Raw genomic sequence first — 21,157 nt, 5'->3', positions numbered from 1 at the left:
TTCAACAAAAGAGAACGAATCAATGAAAAAACAACTAATAACGGCCCTTTTTATCTCAATCGTTTCGACCTCGGCTAGCGCCGGTAGTGCCTTTTCTGACGCGAAAGACAGTGTCACGTATCGCCAAGCCAGCTTTCAACTTATTCGCCACAACATGGCAGACATAGCAGACATGTTAAAAGGCGAAGTGAGTTATGACGCTGAACGTGTTACAAAACGCGCAACGGCACTTGCTACCTTAACATCGTTGCCTTGGGAGGCGTTTACAGTGCCAGGTGCGGAACAAGGCGGTGGCGATGCCAAGGCAGCTATTTGGCAGAATTTAGACGACTTTAATAGCCGTGGAGCGAAATTAGTCAGTGATGCAGCAACATTAAAAGCCGCTGCAGATGCGGGTGACCAGGCTGAAACTCGTAAAGCCTTTGGCAACTTTGCCCGCAACTGCAAAGCCTGCCACGAACAATACAAAGAATAATCAACCAGCAAACTGGTGGTGCGTTTACAGTAGCGCCACCAGTGCGGCGCCCTGCCACCAGTACAACAACACTAATATTGCTGTTAACAGTAGAAAAAACCAGCGGTTTTTCTTTAAGACTATCTCTTCAGATACCCCACTGTCTTTGCCGGTTATCATGGTCAGAATAACATTATGCACCCGTAAGCTATGCCACACAGCGGCAACGACATGAATGGCAATTGCCGCCAACAAAATATTAATGTTAATGCTGTGCACATCTGATGCTACCTCAACCCAGCTGGCAGGTAGCACACTCACGAGCGGGCCATCACTGAGGTAACTGTTATCAAAGGTAGCCAACCCACTTAGCAGCTGCACCAGTAGCAGCAACAGTAATAACACTATCATATAAAACGAAGCAGGATTGTGACCTGCAACAGCGAACGGTTTGCGCAAATAGCGCAGCGCTTTAGCCGGTGAGGCAGAAAAATGGCTAAATCTGGCCGTGCTGCTGCCGAAAAATCCCCATACTAGACGCGATATTACTAATGCCAACAAGCTAAAGGCACACAACTGATGCAACGCCATCATCCCCTCTTCGCCGGTATACCAAAGCAGCGCGACCAAAACCAGCTGGCTCCAGTGAAAAAATCTGACAGCGATATCCCATACTTTTACTTTTTGTTGCATTGGTCTGGCTCTCCGTTATGCTAAGTTTCTGATTTTATACCAGAGAAGCTTAAATATGAATTGGTGGAAGTGGACGCTTAGCATCTTAATCGGGCTATTAACCGTAATCGTAGTGTTAATGTACACCCTGTTACGCCTTAGTTTACCCGCTTATGAGGGCGAAAAAACCAGTAATATAAGCAACACCACCCGACTTGAACGTGACGCTTTAGGCTATCTTAGCATCCATGCTGCTAACCGAGACGATGCCGCCTTCGCGCTGGGCTTTGCGCATGCACAAGAGCGCTTCTTTCAAATGGACATTTTGCGCCGCAACGCAGCCGGAGAGCTGTCAGCACTATTTGGTGAACGGGCATTAAACACAGATCAGGCGCAGCGGCGTCATCGTTTTCGCTTCCGGGCTGAGCGAGCATTGGCATTGCTAAACCCATCTGAGCAACACCTTCTGAGTGCTTATACTAAAGGCGTAAATGAAGGCTTAACTTCTCTTACACTGCCGCCGTTCGAGTATACCTTGTTACAACAAAGCCCTGAGCCTTGGCAGCCAAGTGATTCTTTTTTAGTGATCTATAGCATGTATATCGACCTACAAAGCAAAGTTGGTCGCGATGACTATGCGATGACAGTACTTAAACAGTCTTTGCCAGCACCATGGTACGATTTTTTACAGCAGCACTCGGATATTTGGCAAGCCGCGCTGGATGGAAGTGTTATTGACCCTGTGCCGATGCCCACCTCAGCCTATCCTGAATTGCTGCAAACGCAGAAAACCGCATGTAATGATTGCAGCTTAATGGACAGTGCCGATATTGGTAGCAATAACTTTGCCGTTGCAGGTACTTTAACCGAGCATGGTAGCGCAATTTTAGCCGACGATATGCATCTGGGTATTCGCGTGCCAGGCACCTGGTATAAAGCGCAGCTTAACTGGCGGGAAAACGGCAACCTGCATACCGTTAGCGGCGTGACGTTACCCGGCACCCCCGCAGTAGTTGCGGGCTCTAACGGCCATATCGCCTGGGGTTTTACCAACAGCACTGCAGACTGGCATGACTTAATCACACTGACACTTTCGGATGATGGCAAACGTTACCTCACACCTGAGGGCTGGCAACCTTTTATTTATCACTATGAAACCATTAAGGTTGCTGGCCAGCCTGACGAAACCTTGGAGCTGACAGAAACACAATGGGGCCCCGTTGTGCGTTTTGGCGACAACCACCTCTTTGCTCTGCGCTGGGTAGCCTATGATGCTATTGCGGTAAATCTCTCACTGCTGCAATTCGAATACAGCCGTAACGTCGCAGATGCATTGCGCCTTGCACCACACATTGGTGCGCCAGCACAAAACCTGTTGGTAGCAGATAGCCATGGTCAGATTGGCTGGAGCCTTATCGGGCCGATACCTAAACGGCAGCTGAGCGATTTTGATACTGCACAAGATTGGAGCACTGGTGAACAACGCTGGCTTGGCTACTACGATGCTGAGCAACAGCCGCAGTACAGCGCATCAGACCGCCTATGGACTGCAAATGCCCGCATGATCGGCGGTGATGCTTACAATATCATAGGTAATGGCGGTTATGATTTGGGTGCCCGAGGCTGGCAAATCAAACAAGGCCTTGAAGCCTTACCTCAAGCCAATGAGCAAGATTTACATCATATTCAGTTGGATAATCGTGCCTTTATGCTCCAGCGCTGGCAGCAGCTTTTATTAAATGTCTTGGACCACGATACGGTTACCGAACATCAATTGCAGTCTTATCGACAGTTCGTTCAAACCAACAGCAACAACGCCAGCGTCGATGCTGTTGGCTACACGCTGGTTCGTGCCTTTCGCCAGCAATTGCTGACGTTACAGTTCGCATCGCTTTCTGCCTTGCTGGAGAAACAGGGTGCCCGCAGCCAGGATTTGAAATTTTCTCTTGAAACACCCATGTGGCAAATGCTGCAGCAACAGCGCACTGACACCTTACCCTACGGTTACGCAAGCTGGAAAGAGTTACTACTGGCAGCTGTGCTACAGAGTAAAACTGAACTGGAGCAAAAATACGGCAGTATTGCGCAAAGTAATTGGGGCCAGGTTAATCAAGCCAATATTCGCCACCCACTTGCGTCAGCAATACCCCTGTTAGGTGATTGGTTAAATATGCCGCAAACCCCGATGAAGGGTGACAGGCACATGCCTCGCGTACAACTACCTGGCTTTGGCCAGTCAGAACGAATGGTGGTTGCGCCAGGTCAGGAGCATAAAGGTATTTTAACCATTCCTGCGGGTCAGTCTGGCCATCCTTTGTCGCCTTTTTACCGTGCAGACCATCACTATTGGTTAAACGAAGTTGCATTACCCTTTTTACCCGGAGAAAAAAAATATCAGTTGTTGTTGACGCCTCAGGGTTGACTTTAGCCATCCAGACGGACTATTTTAGAGATCATGAAAATACTTATTATCGCGCTCAGCTTTTTTAGCTTTACCACCTTACATGGGAGGCGGTAAGCTGCGCGCGCAGTAAAACCAGAAAACCTCCCAACCAGGGAGGTTTTTTTTTGCCAATTTGCCAATACAAGAGATAACAACATGGAACTGGATGAAATACGTCACGCGATTAGCGACACCGATAAGCAGTTACTCGGTTTGCTGTCACGCCGGCGTGAACTTGCACTCGCTGTAGCCGACGCTAAACTGGCGCAAAACAAACCGATACGTGATCAAAAACGCGAGCAGGAACTTTTAGTATCTTTAATTGAACAAGGCAAGCCGCTAAAACTGGACGCACAATACGTTACCCGCCTTTATCATGTCATTATTGAAGATTCAGTATTGCAGCAACAGGCAAAAATTCAGGGCCAGCTTAACGGCACCGACAGCCCGGCTGTTCGGGTGGCATTTCTCGGCGGCCAGGGATCTTACAGTTACTGGGCGACACAAAAATACTTTACCCGCCGCGCTGAGCGGATTATCGAACAAGGCTGTGACAGCTTTAACGAAATAGTTCAGGCAGTAGAAACGGGCCACGCCGATTATGCCCTGCTACCGATTGAAAACACCTCGTCAGGTAGCATTAACGAAGTGTACGACATACTGCAGCACACCCGGTTATCCATAGTTGGCGAATTAACGCACCCAATTGCCCACTGCTTACTCGGCTTGCCAGGTACAGATTTAAGCAAAATTCGTCAGGTTTGCGCTCATCCGCAAGTTATCGCCCAGTGCAGCCAATACCTGCAGGGGTTATCGCAGGTAAAAATTGAGTATTGCGACAGCTCATCTGACGCCTTCAATCGCATTAAACAACAACAAGATCCAACCATTGTGGCAATTGGTGGTGAGGAAGGCGGACAGTTATACGGTTTGCAAGTGCTTACCCGTGATTTAGCCAACCAAAAAGACAATGTTAGCCGGTTTATTGTCGTCGCGCGTAAACCAGTTACTGTTGCTAAAGCCATACCGTCGAAAACTACCTTTATCATGTATACCGGCCAACAACCCGGCGCCCTGGTTGATGCCTTATTAGTATTGAAACAGCATGGCATCAGTATGGGTAAGCTGGAATCAAGACCGATTAACGGTAACCCATGGGAAGAAATGTTTTACGTTGACGTTTTTGCCAATCTAAACGACTACGCCATGACGCGAGCTTTAGAAGAGCTAAATAAAATTACTAAATTTATCAAAGTACTAGGCTGTTATCCTAGTGAGGATATTGAGCCAACTCAGGTAAATGCAGGCTGAATTTTTGTATGCCAGGTTTGGCAATACTCTTGATAATTTGGATAATTTGGATAATTTGGATAATTTGGATATCTTTGAGTCTTGCGCCTGCACACTAACCGAACAGAAGCTATTTTCGGTTAGTGTGCCTGAAACATTAGATAGCCTTACTGACTAAACGAAAAGCTTACAGCATTAATGTCTACCCACTTTGCTTCACCTTTGATTAAATCATTCGGTGCATCCAGCATTTGCATATTGGCGTGCAAGTTAGGTTGGGTAAAGCCACTATCTGGGTAGCGATCTTCATGTGTTTCAGACGACCAATTCCACGGACCATCCAACCATCCGGCAATGACATCGGCTTCGGGCTGAGGATAATTGATGTAGGTGTAAACAAACATTGGTGTCTGGGCGTCAATAAATCCTACAAGGGGGTGCGTTCTCACATCAACGTTGAATGTCAACACAGAATCATTTTGTTGAACCTGAACCATGTTAGCGCTATTACTTGAGGATGTAGTTGTTGTTCCTAGCGCCTGTTTTCGCGGAAACACTGCCCAAATATTAGCCCCCAGATTGGACAATGCAGTTTCCTCAGCGCTGCCAGATGCTGATTTAAAATGCTGTAACTGCACAAGTACATCGCCCGCATCCGCAACATTGTTGCGGTTTATATCAAAATGCACACCATACTGGTACTCCACCCGGCCAGTGAGTTGCACACCACGATTAATGCTGACCGCAGGAGGCAAATAGTCCAGCGCCAGCGAAAATGTCATGCTCCTTACGCTGCTTGCACTACCACAACCGTTAGATAAATCTGGATAATCGCCGGGGACGAACTCAAGTGTTACATTATCTTCTGTTACCCGCAAATTTCCGCTACTCATTGCAAAGCGCGATGTGCTGCGCTCGCTCGTCTCAACATCTTCAGTGACGACAGAGTTGGCCGTACTGGATAAAATGTTAAACAAGCCTACTTCCATACAACCTTGTGTAGGATCATTAACATAGGTCGTAATCGATCGTTCAGAGATACCCACATAGGTATCACCATCAAGTTGCCACATGCCATAATACGCGGTACTAAGCGGAGCGCTTGGTCCGCCTCCCGTTCCGGTATCGCCTGAGTCAGAACCTCCACCACATGCCGTCAATAACAACGTGCCACAGAGCACTGCCATTACGCTATTTAATGTCATATTTGATCCTTTAGAAAGAATGTATTGTTAAGGTTGAACTTACGTGGGGATGATGGTTTAAAAAATGTAATCAAACATATCCAAGGCCAAAATATTAAGCAATATGGCCGTTAAAATATTTGTGCCTATATGGTGTAAAAGTATAATCCGTTCACAAAAAGTAATTAGCACTGATATATCTCCAGTGGTAAACCGTCAGGATCTTGAAAAAAGGTAAAATCCTTACCGGTAAATTCGTCGATACGAATAGGCTCTACTGTTACGCCCTCATTGGTAAGATAAGCGACAAATTCTGCAACATCTTCAACCAAAAAAGCGAGGTGACGCAACCCCTGTGCTTCTGGCTTACTTGGCCTCGGTGGTGGGTTTGGGAAGCTGAATAACTCAAGCTGATTACCGTTTGGCAGCGCCAGGTCGAGTTTCCAGGAGTCGCGCTCATGACGATAGTTTTCAGCGATGACAACCAAGCCCAAAAGCTCAGTATAAAAGCGTTTTGAGCACGGGTAATCGCTACAAATTATTGCCACATGATGAATGGCTTTCAATGTTGGTCTTAACATAAAATGCCTAATGAACTACCCAAAGTTACTCACATTTTACACTAAGTGTGTTTAGCCGTTCAGAGCAATTTTTGCAGTTCATCCTTTAACTGATTATCTTTCGTTATCGCCATTAACGGTTCTAATATTGCAATGGCTTTTTCACGTTGTTGTTGTGCAATAAATAATTGGCCAAGTCGCAGTTTTGCCCAGCCAATGTTATCTGCCGCAGGCTGCTGTTGAATAAACTGCTGTAATGCTGCAATACCCTTGTTGTAATCGACATTCCCAACGACCGCTGAGCGGCCTATTTGATAGAGTGCCTGCAGTTTAGCTGCGCGCGCTTCTTCATCAGTGGCTTCCATGGCCTGTGCCTGTTCAAATAATGTGATAGCGGTAACATGTTCGTCCGCACGCGAAAAAGCAATTCCGCGCTGTAAATAAGCCTCTGGCCGCTGGGCTAGCAGTTCATCTTGCGCTAACAATGCGTTAAAGGCGGTATCGTCTGATAAATCCGAGGCGTTCAATGCCAACAGTGCTCCTTGCAAGGGATCGAGTTGCCTTAACTGCTGCGCCAATTTTAAGGCTTCGTCTTTATCACCACCGGCAATGCCTGGTGCTTGTGCTAAAAAGCTACCCAGCGCGATATAGCTGCGCGGGTTTTGCGGTTCCAATTCAAGTGCTGCCTGATAGGCTTTTTTACAGCGTTTGGCATAACCCATGGCACTAAACATACTGGCAGAACTGGCCAAATTACAACTGGCTGTACCATACCAGTGCTGATAATCGGCATTTTGTGCATTATATTTTAGCGCTTTCTCTAGTAGCTCTTCAGCAACCTCCATATTTTGTAGCCCAGCTTCAGTCCGTCCCAGTAATGCTAATAACTGAGCATCTTTGGTTTTTTTATTTACCAACGGCGCCAATAGCGTCTGTGCTGCCGTATAATCCTGAGTTTTCCAAAGTGCGCTAACCTGGGCTGCCAGTTCGCTGTTGTCTGCCTGCACAGCATGGCTTAGCAGTAAAACGCTGCAGAGAATAAAAGGTTTATGCATCAACTCGTCCGTATGTCTTTTGGTTAATCTATATTAGCTGTCAACTATATGTCGGCGCATAATAACAAACCACACTTCAAAGGTAACAAATTGTATATTCTACATTACAGCTCGATAACATCTCCTTTCACAGGGATCTTAGCCTGTATACCCAGTGCTTTAAGCTCATTTTGCAAAACCAGCTGTGATTCTGGCTCGCCGTGTACCAGATAAAATTTTGGCTGCCCACCTATTGCCTGAGCCCAATCCAGCAGTTCGTTCTGACCGGCATGCGCTGAGAAGCCACCTATAGTATGTACTTTGGCTTTAACAACGATGTCCTGTCCAAACAGCTTCACCCGTCGCTCGCCATCAACCAAACGCCTGCCAAGAGTGCCATAAGCTTGAAAACCAACAAAAATAAGATGATTCGAACTTTTCCATAAATTGTGTTTTAAATGGTGCACAATACGGCCACCGTTACACATACCGCTGCCAGCGATAATAATGGCGCCCTGGGTAACACGGTTTATCGCCATAGACTCTTCAACGCTTTCAGTACAGCGCAGCATTGGCAGTAAATCTTCTAGCTGCATGCCAGGTTTAAAGCCGATAGCAGCCAAATCTTTTTGGTCCAATGTGCGCAGGTAATCGTTGTAAATAGCGGTGATACTAATTGCCATTGGGCTATCAAGAAACACCATGCGCTGCTTTAACCGCCCCTGATGATGCAACAGCGCAAGGTAATACAGAATTTCTTGCGAACGGCCCAATGCAAAGGCTGGTATAAACACGTTTCCGCCGTCTTTATCGGCCTGCTGTAGTGCTTGAGCCAACTCATCCAATGACATGTCCATATTTTGATGATTACGATTGCCGTACGTACTTTCCATCAACACGATATCAGCCTGACCTATCTCTGTTGGGTCGTACATCAACACCGTTGCTGGGTTGCCTAAATCGCCAGAAAACACTAATTTACGCATGCCCTTATGGCCTTTGAGCCAAAGCTGAACAATGGCAGAACCCAGAATATGGCCGGCATCGGCAAATTCCAATTCAAGCCCAGGTAATGGGATAACCCGTTGTTTATATCCTATGGGGTCACATAACTTGGCAACACGGTCGGCGTCGTGTACCGACAACACTGGCTCCTGTATCTTTTTGCCGGCGCGGGCAGCCTTTTTGTTTTGCCATTCCAGGTCTTTCAAATACAAATGTACTGAATCTTTCAACAATACCGGTAACAACTCCGCAGTACCCGGCGTACAAATAATCTTACCGTCAAAGCCCCGCGCCACCAGTAATGGCAATAAACCACTATGATCAATATGCGCGTGTGACAATATCACCAGGTCAATATCTTTGGGTTTAAAAGCAAAGCGAAACTTATGCCATTCACGAATTTGATCAGCGCCTTGCAACATGCCGCAATCCAGTAATATTTGCATGTTATTAAGACGGATGAGATAGCAAGAACCGGTAACTTGTTGCGCGGCTCCTATAAACTCAAGCGTAGCAGAAAGAGGCATTGGATAGTCCTTGTCGGTTTACATACTGTAGTTATAACGCAATTGTACTGAGCAAAGATTAGCCTATATCAAAGTAACTGTTCGTTTTTACAGAGTTACGTATAGTAGTGCTACCATCATGAATACTCTTGCCAAGGATTTGCTATGACGACAAACCCACATCAGTTAAACGAACGCCATTTGGCGTCCGCTCAGCAATCAATAGATGCTGTTGCCAAACTACAAAATAACCCTTCCTTTCGCCTGGCCTTTGCCGATCACGAGTTTCTAATGCAAGACGAACTTCGTCATGTGCGTTTACAGCTGGAATATTTAAAACCCCAACTGGTGTTAGAACAGCACAATATTAATGCCACTATCGTGGTATTTGGCAGCGCACGGTTTATCTCACCAGACCAGGCAAAAACGGCACTGCTGATAGCAGAACAGCAGCTATCACAGGCCGATACCGAGTTGCATCAGCAAGCGTTAAACAGCGCTAAAAAACAGCTGAAAAACAGTAAATATTATGCGGCATCGCAGCAATTTTCCGCCCTGGCAACCCGCTTTAGCTGCTGCCATGATAACTGCAACATGACTATTATCAGTGGCGGTGGACCGGGAGTAATGGAAGCGGCTAACCGCGGTGCGATGGATGCCGGAGGTAAGAGTATTGGCTTAAACATTGTGCTCCCTAGAGAGCAGCAACCTAACCCCTACATTACACCTGAACTATGTTTTCAGTTTCATTACTTTGCTATTCGTAAAATGCACTTTTTACAGCGTGCTCGTGCCTTGGTTGCGTTCCCTGGCGGTTTTGGCACTTTGGATGAGTTGTTTGAGACATTAACGCTTATTCAAACCAAAAAAGCGGCGCGGGTACCGGTAATTCTTTATGATAAAAGCTATTGGCAGCGGCTAGTTAACTTTGACATGCTGGTAGAGGAAGGCTTAATTAGCCAGGAGGATCTTGAACTGATCCAATACGCTGATACCCCAGAGCATGCCTGGAAGTTAATTACTGACTTTTACCAGTTAGAAGCCTAATGCATTTTCACGCCACTAAACGGTTTTAGAATGCTATAGTGCGTCGCAAAAAAGCACAGCAAAAACGCGAGGAAATCAACTAAATGTCCTCTGATACAGCGGCTGTGCTGGGTAAGATATCAAGCAAGATGTTTAGAGGAATGATATGACTCGCAGTTTCAAAATTAGTTTTTGTGGTGACACCAGTTTGGGGTATTACTACCTGGAACGCGCCAGTGAACGCTATCCTGCAGCCTTTTCCCGGCTACAACAACAACCTGAAGAATTCTTTAGCCAGGTATTGCCAGCGTTAGATGCCAGCAATGAAGTTATTATAAACCTTGAGGCTGTGCTTAGCAGTCTGCCGGCGCAAGCTATAGCAGGCAAGCAATATCCTGGACGTGACAACCCGGATGTATTTATTCCTATCTTAAAAAAAATAGGCGTAACAGCAGTGATGCTGGCTAATAACCACAGCATGGATTTTGGTGCCGATGCGCTGTTGGATATGATTACCCAGCTAGAGCAAGCCGGCATTGTCGTAATAGGTGCGGGACAAAACCAACAACGCGCCACCCTACCTTACATCATTAACCACCCAACAGATTGCGCTAAAAAAATCTATATTTTCAATGCCATGTTGGCTGGCAAGCGCTACCGTGACTATGGATTTTTTGCCAGCGACAATAGCGCCGGCGTGGCCGATGCAGACAGCGAGTACTGGGCTGATACCCTAATGCAACTTAGAGACGATGAGCCAGATGCAACCATTATCATGTGCCCACATTGGCAAGGTATTGACTACAAGCCGGTAACGGTAAAACAGCAGGAGTGGTGCCGCGAAATGGTCGCCGCTGGCGCTGATTATATTATTGCTCATGGTAGCCACACAGCCGATACGATCGAACAGTTTGGCTCTGGCCAGATTTTTTACTCTATTGGTAATTTTGTGTTTAATTCTCCCGGGCGATACCAAAAGCTAGGCGCTGCACCCCAAAGCCTGATTGTATCATTGGTTGATAACGGCGATGGGTGGCAAAGTGTCGCGCAAAAAATACTTACCGACAACAAACTAACCGATTTTCAAGTGCGCTTGGTCGATACTGAACACTCCGTTATTGCTCAACCTTTTAAGGTTGATGAAGAGGATGACAATCAGCGACTGAGTATTAGTCAATGGCTTGCTCACATTGCAGCTGATGGCTTGTATTTCTATCAAGGTGAGACTGCTGCACCTTGCGCAGGTTTTAGCTCCTCGTTTCATGATTATCGGCCGGACAGTTTTTTTGTTCTGCGTGACGAAAGTTGGCCCAAAGAGCAACATAATCAGGCGAATAAAACCCTTGCTGAAATACTCACTAAAGCGCAGCAACTGGGTTATAACAACTTCGTTGTTTCTAATGCCATGTCTGACTCGCTACTGGCGCTGGTGCCCGACGCTAACGTGCTGGTGATAGATAATACTTTTAGTTTGGTAAAAAAAGCCGCCAATTTTATGCGGGATTACTCACAGTGCCGGCTAATAGGCATTACCGGCTCAGCGGGAAAATCCAGCACAGTTATGATGTTACAGCAAGCGCTTTCGCTTAACCCTAACACCGGCGACTTATTCGTCACCAAAGGCAAAAACAGAAACTTATTTCAAGACTCGCTACATAGCCTAACTAAACTGCAAGGTGCAAACCATGCCGTACTGGAAGTATCGGCGTCGCAAAAGTTCGAACATCACCAGTTTTACGTCCGGCCAAATATTGCCATTTTCACCTCTTTATCTAATGCTCATGCCGAGTCGTTTGGTCATATTGCTGATATTGCCATGCTTAAATCGACGCTGTTTTACAACATGCCTGCAGGTGGCACAGCCATTATTAATGCTGATATGCCATGCCTGGATTTTGTACTAATGAAAGCGCGCAATAGTAGTGTTCAGGTTATTCTATATGGTGAAAGTGTGCTTGCAGATGTTCGGTTACGCAGTTACAACTTTGCCACAGGACAGGTTGAGATCAGCGTTTTTGGTACGGCGTTTCACTACAACATGGGGCAACTTGGCAAGCACCAGGTGTTAAACAGTATGGCGGTATTAATCGCGCTGCGGCAACTGGGAATGAATTGGCAGCAGCATGCTTTGTATCTGCAACGCTTTAGCCCTGAAGCAGGTAAGGGCGAAAGAATTGAGATTGAAATAGCAGGAAAAAACGTTGTGCTATTGGACGAGTCTTACAATGCCAACCCAGCCTCGATGAAAGCAAGCCTGGAATTGCTGTATCAATATACCCAGCATCAAAATAGCCAACAACGCGATTGTCGTGCCATAGCCGTATTGGCAGACATGCTGGAACTTGGCACGCAATCGGAGAAACTGCACCGCGATTTACTAAAACCACTTTTGGCCGCCGGCGTAAATAAAGTGTTTTTGGTGGGTAAAAACATGGCCGCGTTATGGCCGCTGCTACCTGACAATATTCAGGGCGCAATTTTGCCAGATACCGCCACCTTGCCAGAATTACTCAGTTCAGCGCTTATCAGTGGTGACATAGTGTTGTTTAAAGGCTCAAATGCTATGAAGTTAAGCCAGGTTATAGCGAAATTAAAAAATAACTAACAATCAGACTACTGCTTGAAAAAGCCGCCGTAAGGAAGCCGCCCTTTGACAGTATCTGTTGTTAGGGCAAATTTAACTGCGGCTATCGGCAGCTTTTTGCAGTAATTGCTTACTCTCGTGCAAAAACTGACCAGCTAGCTGACCAAAGAACTGCTGCCCCTTGCCAAACTGCGCCATTAAACCCGCTTTGTCTTGGTGTTTGAGCAATTCGAGTAACACGCTAAAGCGCTGCTGGTAACGCTCAAGCAAAGTCGCGACATCACAAGACGATAGCATGATATCCGCGTATAATTCAGCATTTTGGGCAAACAAACGTCCCACCATTGCCAGTTCCAGCCGGTATATTGGTGAGCTTAGCTGCAGCAATTCATTTAAGTCAGCATTTTCATCAGCCAAATGCACGCCGTAAACCAACGACGAAAAATGTCGCATCGCCTGAATAAGTTGCATTGCCCTATCATGCTCTGCAGCTGTTTTTTCAGTAAGTTCGGCGCCCCATACCGTTAATTGTTGTAATAGCCACTGATAACCTTCCACCTGATTACCATGACATACCACAACGACCTGCTTCACCAAATTGGTAATGTCAGGGCCAAACATAGGGTGCAAGCCCAGCACCGGCCCATGGTGTTTAACCTGCATCGCCTGCAACGGTTCAGCTTTAATACTGGTTAAATCTGCCAGAACACAGTTAGCCCCAAGCACAGGCAACTTATTAATCAGCTGCACGGTCAGCGTAATAGGGACCGCCATCAATACCAATACGGCATTTGAACAAAGCGATTCCGCATTTGGCCAATCTTGCTGTTCCAACACAACAACCTCATAGCCAGAGCGCCGAAACAAACTGACAAAGCGAGCACCTAATGCACCAGCACCACCAACAACGACCACTTTGCCGCCACCGTCTTTACAGCAAACAAAACCACTTTCTTGCGTTTGGTATGACTCGCGCATAACGCGTCGCAACACGTCTTCAGTTAAATCAGCCGAAACGCCCAGCGCTTCGGCTTGCTCTCGCCGCGCAGTTAATAGCGCTTGTTCACGCTCCGGCACATACACCGGTAGCGCATACTGCTGCTTTATTTTACCAACTTGAGCAGTAACCTTGGCTCGCTTCGCCAGCAAGGCAACCAACTGGCTATCTATACTGTCAATTTGCTCACGTAAAGGTGCAAGTGCTTGCTGTGCTTCGAGCTTTATCATATTACGCCGCCGCTACCGCCGGTTGCATTTGCTGGTGCAAACTTGCCAGCAGCTTTGCCGTGGCATCCCAATCGATACATGCATCGGTAACGGACACGCCATACTTATCTGCTTTACCATCAACCAGGTCCTGGCGACCAGCATGAAGATGGCTTTCCAGCATAATGCCTATAATGGCTTTATTGCCTGCAATACGCTGAGCCAATACATTTTGTGCGACTTCACCCTGACGGTTATGGTCTTTATTTGAATTACCATGGCTGCAATCAACAACAATACCACGCGGTAAATTTAACTTATCCAGCTTGGCAAGCGCCTCGCCAATACTATGCTCGTCGTAGTTAGGCTTGGCGCCACCACGCAAAATAATATGACCATCCGGATTTCCGGCAGTTTGCACTAAACTCACCTCACCGCGTTGATTAATACCAATAAAGCTATGACCACTGGCTGCAGATTGCAGGGCATTTAATGCGATATTTAAGTTGCCATCAGTACCATTTTTAAAACCTACCGGCATTGATAAACCACTGGCCATCTCTCGATGGGTTTGCGATTCCACCGTGCGCGCGCCGATAGCTGACCAACTAATTAAGTCTGATAGATACTGGGGGCTTATTGGATCCAGCGCTTCGGTGGCGGTAGGTAATTCCATCTCTACCATTTTTAGCAATAGCTCACGCCCCCAGGTTAAGCCGGTTTCCAAATCGAACGAGTCGTCCAAATGTGGATCATTAATAAAGCCTTTCCAGCCTACCGTAGTGCGTGGTTTTTCAAAATATACCCGCATCACTATGTACAGACTGTCGGCATACTCAACCTGTAACTGTTTTAGCCTTTGTGCATACTCAATGGCCGCAACGGGATCATGAATAGAACACGGGCCAGTTACTATCAATAACCGCTTATCCCGGCCATGCACAATGTTAGCGATGTCATTTCTCGCCCGCTGCACAAACTCTGCGCCTTGCTCTGACAACGGCAGGACTTTTTTTAACACTGCCGGCGGACTTAACGGCTTTTCCGCCACAATACGTAAATCATCAACTTTCATACTCATGCTTAAACTCCACAATGCCGTGCTGTAGCTATAAAGCATAGGTAAAAACGCTGACCTTGCTAAGCTGCGCTAAAGTGTAAACTTATAAATACAACACGTATTCAATTAAATACAGTTTGCACATAGTAAAGATACAAGCCTTAAGCGTCAACCCAGTCTAAACCAATAAAATCAAGATGTGAGCAATTAATTTTCAACACTGAAAACTGTACAATTTAACTTACACATAAAGCCTAAAAAAGCAGCAAAAGTTGCTGATAAGCCTGTCGTAACAGAATAAATTGCTGCTGATCGCCTCCACGGTCGGGATGTAGCAGTAAGGCTTTAACCCGATAGGCTTTCTTTAACTGTATAAGGCTAAAATCTTTTGGTAGGTCAAGCAGGCTGCGAGCATGCTGCTCAGGCACATTATTTAATGTCGTCTGCCGTGTATCGACATACTGCCAAAACGCCTCTAGTTGCTGCTCAAGTAATTGCTCTGTCATGCTGTAGAAATTGTACCAGTCCAGATAATAGTCGCGCCGGCCAATATCGCTATGCTGTTGAGGTGCCTGTGTAATGGCTAAAAATTGCACTTTGGCCAGGCCTATATTTAGAAAACCCTGCTGCTGTGCAAGCAACTGCCGTTGAATGCGATATAACAAATGGTACAACACAAAGTGTTGCTGAAATCGCGCGAGATCTTCACTAACGGCCATCTCAGTTTGTAATTTTAGACCTAATCGCCGTAGCAAGTAATGCTCTTCGATTACATGATCCGCAGGGGTATATGCCAGAATTATACTAAGTAACTGGCCTTCAAGCAGGCTAAGAATAGGTTCGGCTAAGGGAGCGGGCTGTGTGGTCATAGCAATACCATGCCACAAAGAAAAAAGGCCGACAAGAGTCGGCCTTTAAACAGTAGCTTAGTTAAGCTTTTCGCGGATACGCGCTGATTTACCTGAACGATCGCGTAAGTAGTAAAGCTTAGCACGGCGAACAGCACCACGACGTTTAACAGTGATACTATCTACCATTGGGCTGTGCGTCTGGAATACACGCTCAACACCTTCGCCATTAGAGATTTTACGTACTGTGAATGCAGAGTGCAGACCACGGTTACGTTTTGCGATAACTACGCCTTCAAAAGCTTGCAGACGCGTTTTATCACCTTCAGTTACTTTTACTTGAACGACAACAGTATCGCCCGGCGCGAACGCTGGAACGTCTTGCTTTAACTGCTCATCTTCAAGCATTTTGATAATGTTTTGGCTAACTTTGCTCATAACAATCTCACTTTACCTGGATTAACTGTCTTCTTGCTGCCCCGTCCGGCACTCTTGCTGATGTTCACGTTGGAACTCAGCCAGTAACCGTCGTTGCTCCTCAGTCAGAGCCAGGAAATTTAACATATCCGGTCGTCTAAGCCAGGTTCTCCCAAGAGACTGCTTTAAACGCCAGCGTCGTATATTTTCATGGTTACCACTCAGTAATACTGATGGCACCTGTTTGTCTGATAACACTTCAGGCCTTGTATAGTGCGGACAATCCAGCAAACCGGATGCAAATGAATCCTGCTCTGCTGATTGGTCATGCCCAAGTACACCAGGTACTAAACGAGAAACTGAATCTATCAGTGTCATCGCCGGCAATTCACCGCCACTTAACACGTAATCACCAATTGACCATTCTTCGTCAATTTCGCTTTCTATTACGCGCTCATCAATGCCTTCATAACGGCCAGCTACTAACAATAGCTTAGAACGTTGCGCCAGTTCAGTGACACCTTGCTGGTCTAGCTTGCGGCCTTGCGGCGACAAATACACCGTGTGTACACCCTCACCTGCAGCTTGCTTAGCAGCGCGTATTGCGTCACTTAGCGGCTGCACCATCATCAGCATACCTGGGCCACCACCATAAGGCCGGTCATCAACGGTGCGATGCTTGTCCGTGGCGTAATCCCGCGGATTCCAGCATTGCAACTGTATAATACCTTGCTTTACAGCCCGGCCGGTTACCCCATATTGCGTTATTGCTTCAAACATCTGCGGAAATAACGATACTACGCCAATCCACAACTTATTGTTCTCAGGCATTAAAACGCCGGGTCCCAGTCTACGATAATGCGACGCTCGGTTAAATCGACGCTTTTAATTACAGTATCAACTAAAAACGGCAACAACCTTTCTTTCTGACCAAATGCATCGGTACGATTAGCCTTAACCACGAGAACGTCGTTAGAGCCAGTTTCCATCATGTCGGTCACTTCACCTAAGTGGTAACCTGCTACATTTATTACTGCCAAGCCCATCAGGTCTTTCCAGTAATAATCACCGTCTTCTAACGAAGGCAGTGCGTGGCTTGCTACGGCAATATCAGCATTAACATAACGCTGTGCCAGATCACGATCATTGACGCCGTCCAGTTTCGCTATCAGGCCATTACCATGGCGCTTCCAGCTGGAAACCTGCATTGGTTGCCAGTTACCCTGATAGTTAACTTGCCAGGGTGTGTAATCAAAAATCCCTTCCGGGAAGTCGGTGTAAGCATTAACTTTCAGCCAGCCATTGATGCCATAAACTGCACCAAATTTGCCAAGAACGACTAAATCTTTCTCACTCAAGCTGACTACTCCACACGACCTTTTGCTAATTAAGCAGATGCTTTCTCAGCAGTTTTTACCAGATTTGCAACGCGATCACTCAGTGAAGCACCTTGTGCTACCCAGTGATTAACGCGATCCAGGTCCAGACGCAGTTTCTCTTCAGTACCGCCAGCGATTGGGTTAAAGAAACCCACGCGCTCAATAAAGCGGCCATCACGAGCAAAACGGCTGTCCGCTACCACAACTTGGTAAAATGGACGCTTTTTCGCGCCACCACGTTGTAAACGAATAGTTACCATAAGGCCCTCTAATTTTATCGTTCAGGTTTTATAAAAAATAACAACACCTCCAGTCAGACTGAAGGGCTGCAGCATTTTACTGATTTAGAGCACAATTGCAAGGTATTTCGCGGCTTTAGCCCTGTTTTGGCTTAGGTGCTGCAACTATGCCGGAATGGCTTGTTGCTGGCGAAACCCCAACTGTAGCAGCAACTCTGTTGCCTGGGCACTATGTTGTTGCGGCACAAATACCAAATCACGGCTAAAAGTAGATGTGAGCAAAATATCCAGGCCTGCATTAGTCATGGCGGTAGAAATGGCGGTTAAGAAGCCGACACAGTAGAACGGGTTGGCGCAGTTAATCACGAATAGGTTCCAGTGCTCTTTATTACGGGCAATCACATCAAGATCAGCCAGACCCGATTCGGTGGTTATCACTGTTGTTTCTTTTTCATCCTGGCACACCAATCGGTGAAGGCCTGGCGTGTTCACCTTACTTACCTGCGCAACATAAAAGAGCTCAGGCTCAAGGTAAAAATCACTTTGTGCAATAACGTGTTGTGTACTAGTTGGTATCATATGTTCTCATCAATAATCAGTCGTCTGAAATAACAGACAGCGCAAGCCAAAACCAGCGCTGCCACTCAACTTAGGTTACTTGGCCCAGATTGCGACAAAGCGTTGTAAGTTCAAACCATCGGTACCTGCAACAGTTTCAACATTAAACCCTTGCTCGGTAAAACTATTAAAGTTGTTTTGATAAGTGGCCGAGCTTTGGCCATGACGCGCCTCCCAGGTTTTTAATGGGAACTGTGCAAATACCGCACTGTAGTTGATATTGCCCTGATGCCGGTAAGACGTCACATATATAGGCCGGCGTCCTGAGGCTTTTTCATTTAACACTTTGCTCTGATATGCCGCTGACGATAGTTGTGAACTTAAAGTCCAGCTGCCTACCGGTGCTTTGTGATACAGCGTAGTGTATCGACGCTCGCCGCCACTGGAAATAACGGACACACTTACCGGGCGCATGCCTAAATCTTTAGCCTGCTCCATCACACCAACATGTTGCGCATAGCTAAGGTCGTGCCGCGCCAACGTTGCCAGAGCTTTCTTTTCAAAGATTACACTGTAACGCGGCCCAATACCGCTGCTGTGTGAGTCAACATGAACAGGCACATATCCATCTGCTATAGCCTGATTAAACACGGTTTGATAAGACGCTGAACTGCGGCCATGATAGGCACGCCATGCCAGATTAGACGGTTGCCACACCATATTGTAAAACACACTGCCACTGGCATTATAACCATCCAGCCAGCTTGGTTTAAAGCCAGAATCTGCCAGATGCTGAAACACCCCCTGATAGGCCTCACTTTTAACTGCGTGCCGCGCATAACGTGTGGTTACCGTTCTGGGAGCCCAAATCAGCTGGCTCCCCTGCGGAATAGTACTGCCTGCGAAACTCTTCCAGCTATCGCCATAAGGTTTAGTATTATCAGGCACTGTGGCAATACCGCGGTTAAATACTATTGGCTGGCCAACACCACTGCTATTTTGCAAATGTACATGCAGATGTGGCCCGGTAGAACTGCCACTATTACCGACCCGGCCAAGATATTGGCCCTTGCTGATCATAGCCTGTTGCGCAGGCTCTACGCCGACATAGATAAACTCACTATTGCTGCCCTTAGGAGCAGGGAACAGATTGTCACTGTGAGGGCAAAGCCGCGAGCTTATACTTCCGGGTATCATGTGTGCATATAACATACGAGTGCCATCGTCATGCTCAACCCACAACATGTTGCCACCACCGGGTATTAAACCGGACTTAAAATTAGCATGCAGCCATGGGCGAGTAAGTTCTGAATCCCCTGACAATTTTGGCCTTGGGTTTTCCGGTGCATTGCGCCAACATCCCACCACTTTACCCGCGCGCATTGCGTGCACCGGTTTGTTGTAAATCATGTATTTATTGTTGGTAGGGCTGGCGTTGTAGGCATCGAGTGTAGTGGTTACCGATGTCCAGCGTGAATTGTCAAAGTCGTAGCGGCGACCTCCAAAGTCATAGCCATACTCCTGCGACGTAGTTACAGCATGATCACGGGTAAACACTTTTTCTGTGTCGGCAAAATGTTGCCCTTTAAAGGGTAAATCGTATTGGGCAGCTTGTAACGGCAAAGTCAGTCCAATGGTAGTTAATGTTGTAGCGAATAAAAGCAGTTTCATCTGAGCCTCCTTGTTGCGGTTTGTCTACTCAAGCTCAGTTTAACCAAGCCAGGCCAAACAAAATGCTAACAAAGTGCTCATTTAAATTAACGCGACAACAGTTCCATCTGCCATAACTGCTGCAGCAAATGTTGCTGGGCCAGCTGCTGATGGCGGCGCAGCGTACTAAATGCCATATACTGCTGGTCCGCTAACGATAATTGGTCCTGCTTGTCTATGTAACGCGCATGTAAGATATTTCCCCACAACGCCGTTGCAGTGTGTTGACGCATAACTGCGATCGCTTCAACCAGCTGATGCTTCAATGCGCCCTGCGCTAAAGCAGTATTTGCCTTAGTTTGCTGCAGTAAAGCCAGGCGTTGTAAGGGCAAACTCTGCCAACGCCTATGGGTGTAGAAATGCTTTAATGCCTGCAGTAAAGTACTATTGAACTCCGCCTGCGTAAGCCAGTTTTCAGCGACTATTGAGTGTTGTTGCTCACCACGCGAGCCAGCGCTAAAAAACGGCTGGCGGCTTGTCATACGTGGGCGGACAATTAAGTTAGCAAGCCGTGGCCCAAGAATGGCAGCGAATGCTTCGGTGAATTGCTGCTGAGCCTGTCCGAAAAAACCCGCTTGGGCATGTTCAGCATCAAGTACGCCTATTATTTCGCCCTGATACACAATGGGCACACTAAGCTCAGCCGAGCGGCTGGCGTCGTCACAAACATAGTTGGGTATAAGTCTGGTATCAGTAATGCACAAACTGCGCGCGTGCAAAGCTGCCTGACCGACAACCCCCTCGCCATGCGCCAGGCAAAGTGCTGACAACACGCCAGTGCCAGGGGCAAACTTGGCTCCGGCCGCTGCAACTTGTTGTAACTGATTGTTGGTGTTATTAAGATAATCGTGGTAGAACGACCCATTACTGAGCCGCCCCCACACAGATCCGGACGTGCGGAATTACCGCATCCGGCTCTTCAGTTATATATTCACTCGTGTAAAACACGCCCTTAATACCAGTCAACATGGATAATTCGCTT

General features: G+C 46.9%; 20 protein-coding genes. 5 read left to right on the top strand and 15 right to left on the bottom strand.

Going from position 1 to position 21,157, the window contains the following annotated elements:
- The first annotated feature begins 22 nt into the window (after nt 1–22).
- Nucleotides 23–475: a c-type cytochrome gene (locus tag H595_RS0112740; protein WP_027671560.1), complete on the top strand. Its 453-nt coding sequence runs from the start codon at nt 23–25 to the stop codon at nt 473–475.
- A 24-nt stretch (nt 476–499) separates the two neighbouring features.
- On the opposite strand, the gene H595_RS0112735 is transcribed toward H595_RS0112740, so the two are convergent.
- Nucleotides 500–1,147 carry a cytochrome b/b6 domain-containing protein gene (locus tag H595_RS0112735; RefSeq protein WP_027671559.1) on the bottom strand — a complete coding sequence of 216 codons (648 nt, stop codon included), beginning with the start codon at nt 1,145–1,147 and terminating at the stop codon, nt 500–502.
- A gap of 55 nt (nt 1,148–1,202) precedes the next feature.
- Here H595_RS0112735 and H595_RS0112730 point away from each other — a divergent pair, with 55 nt between their 5' ends.
- A complete protein-coding gene (locus tag H595_RS0112730) occupies nt 1,203–3,548 on the top strand; it encodes a penicillin acylase family protein (protein ID WP_027671558.1) in 2,346 nt (781 codons plus the stop codon).
- 177 nt (nt 3,549–3,725) lie between these two features.
- Nucleotides 3,726–4,880 carry a chorismate mutase gene (locus H595_RS0112725; RefSeq protein WP_027671557.1) on the top strand — a complete coding sequence of 385 codons (1,155 nt, stop codon included), beginning with the start codon at nt 3,726–3,728 and terminating at the stop codon, nt 4,878–4,880.
- Between the two features lie 146 nt (nt 4,881–5,026).
- Here H595_RS0112725 and H595_RS0112715 read toward each other — a convergent pair whose 3' ends face one another.
- The 4 genes from H595_RS0112715 to H595_RS0112695 all read right to left on the bottom strand — a co-directional run bounded on the left by H595_RS0112715 (nt 5,027) and on the right by H595_RS0112695 (nt 9,169).
- Entirely contained in the window at nt 5,027–6,064 is a 1,038-nt protein-coding gene (locus H595_RS0112715; RefSeq protein WP_027671556.1) for a hypothetical protein, read from the bottom strand.
- 164 nt (nt 6,065–6,228) lie between these two features.
- Nucleotides 6,229–6,624, bottom strand: coding sequence for an SMU1112c/YaeR family gloxylase I-like metalloprotein (gloA2, locus tag H595_RS0112705; RefSeq protein ID WP_027671555.1), 396 nt, complete (start codon nt 6,622–6,624; stop codon nt 6,229–6,231).
- A 59-nt stretch (nt 6,625–6,683) separates the two neighbouring features.
- A complete protein-coding gene (locus tag H595_RS0112700; protein ID WP_037054738.1) occupies nt 6,684–7,658 on the bottom strand; it encodes a tetratricopeptide repeat protein in 975 nt (324 codons plus the stop codon).
- 104 nt (nt 7,659–7,762) lie between these two features.
- The gene (locus H595_RS0112695) at nt 7,763–9,169 is read right to left on the bottom strand and encodes an MBL fold metallo-hydrolase RNA specificity domain-containing protein (protein ID WP_027671553.1); all 1,407 of its coding nucleotides are present in this window, start codon (nt 9,167–9,169) and stop codon (nt 7,763–7,765) included.
- Between the two features lie 144 nt (nt 9,170–9,313).
- Here H595_RS0112695 and H595_RS0112690 point away from each other — a divergent pair, with 144 nt between their 5' ends.
- On the top strand, nt 9,314–10,195 hold the full coding sequence (locus H595_RS0112690) for an LOG family protein (protein ID WP_027671552.1): 882 nt from the start codon (nt 9,314–9,316) through the stop codon (nt 10,193–10,195).
- A gap of 145 nt (nt 10,196–10,340) precedes the next feature.
- On the top strand, nt 10,341–12,779 hold the full coding sequence (locus H595_RS0112685; protein WP_027671551.1) for a CapA family protein: 2,439 nt from the start codon (nt 10,341–10,343) through the stop codon (nt 12,777–12,779).
- Between the two features lie 72 nt (nt 12,780–12,851).
- Here H595_RS0112685 and tyrA read toward each other — a convergent pair whose 3' ends face one another.
- From tyrA to H595_RS0112635, 10 genes are all read right to left on the bottom strand, one after another.
- Entirely contained in the window at nt 12,852–13,985 is a 1,134-nt protein-coding gene (tyrA, locus tag H595_RS0112680) for a bifunctional chorismate mutase/prephenate dehydrogenase (RefSeq protein ID WP_027671550.1), read from the bottom strand.
- Between the two features lies 1 nt (nt 13,986).
- Nucleotides 13,987–15,045 carry a 3-deoxy-7-phosphoheptulonate synthase gene (locus tag H595_RS0112675; protein WP_027671549.1) on the bottom strand — a complete coding sequence of 353 codons (1,059 nt, stop codon included), beginning with the start codon at nt 15,043–15,045 and terminating at the stop codon, nt 13,987–13,989.
- A 233-nt stretch (nt 15,046–15,278) separates the two neighbouring features.
- Nucleotides 15,279–15,893, bottom strand: coding sequence for a DNA-J related domain-containing protein (locus tag H595_RS0112670; RefSeq protein WP_027671548.1), 615 nt, complete (start codon nt 15,891–15,893; stop codon nt 15,279–15,281).
- Between the two features lie 57 nt (nt 15,894–15,950).
- The gene (gene rplS, locus H595_RS0112665; protein ID WP_027671547.1) at nt 15,951–16,310 is read right to left on the bottom strand and encodes a 50S ribosomal protein L19; all 360 of its coding nucleotides are present in this window, start codon (nt 16,308–16,310) and stop codon (nt 15,951–15,953) included.
- A 21-nt stretch (nt 16,311–16,331) separates the two neighbouring features.
- A complete protein-coding gene (trmD, locus tag H595_RS0112660) occupies nt 16,332–17,120 on the bottom strand; it encodes a tRNA (guanosine(37)-N1)-methyltransferase TrmD (RefSeq protein WP_027671546.1) in 789 nt (262 codons plus the stop codon).
- Nucleotides 17,120–17,647, bottom strand: coding sequence for a ribosome maturation factor RimM (gene rimM / locus H595_RS0112655; protein WP_027671545.1), 528 nt, complete (start codon nt 17,645–17,647; stop codon nt 17,120–17,122). The genes trmD and rimM overlap by 1 nt, the downstream gene beginning before the upstream one ends.
- Before the next feature lie 29 nt (nt 17,648–17,676).
- Nucleotides 17,677–17,928 carry a 30S ribosomal protein S16 gene (gene rpsP, locus H595_RS0112650; protein ID WP_027671544.1) on the bottom strand — a complete coding sequence of 84 codons (252 nt, stop codon included), beginning with the start codon at nt 17,926–17,928 and terminating at the stop codon, nt 17,677–17,679.
- A gap of 144 nt (nt 17,929–18,072) precedes the next feature.
- A complete protein-coding gene (locus H595_RS0112645) occupies nt 18,073–18,486 on the bottom strand; it encodes an ACT domain-containing protein (protein WP_027671543.1) in 414 nt (137 codons plus the stop codon).
- 75 nt (nt 18,487–18,561) lie between these two features.
- Nucleotides 18,562–20,136, bottom strand: a complete 1,575-nt coding sequence (locus tag H595_RS0112640; protein ID WP_027671542.1) for a M23 family metallopeptidase — start codon at nt 20,134–20,136, stop codon at nt 18,562–18,564.
- Between the two features lie 86 nt (nt 20,137–20,222).
- Complete coding sequence (locus H595_RS0112635; RefSeq protein ID WP_027671541.1) at nt 20,223–21,059, bottom strand: GAF domain-containing protein; 837 nt, start codon at nt 21,057–21,059, stop codon at nt 20,223–20,225.
- Nucleotides 21,060–21,157: the final 98 nt, after the last annotated feature.

It is taken from the genome of Rheinheimera baltica DSM 14885, from assembly GCF_000425345.1.
Classification (GTDB): Bacteria; Pseudomonadota; Gammaproteobacteria; order Enterobacterales; family Alteromonadaceae; genus Alishewanella; species Alishewanella baltica.
The sequence above is the reverse complement of the archived record's forward strand: the minus strand, read 5'-3'. Positions and strand labels throughout refer to the sequence as shown.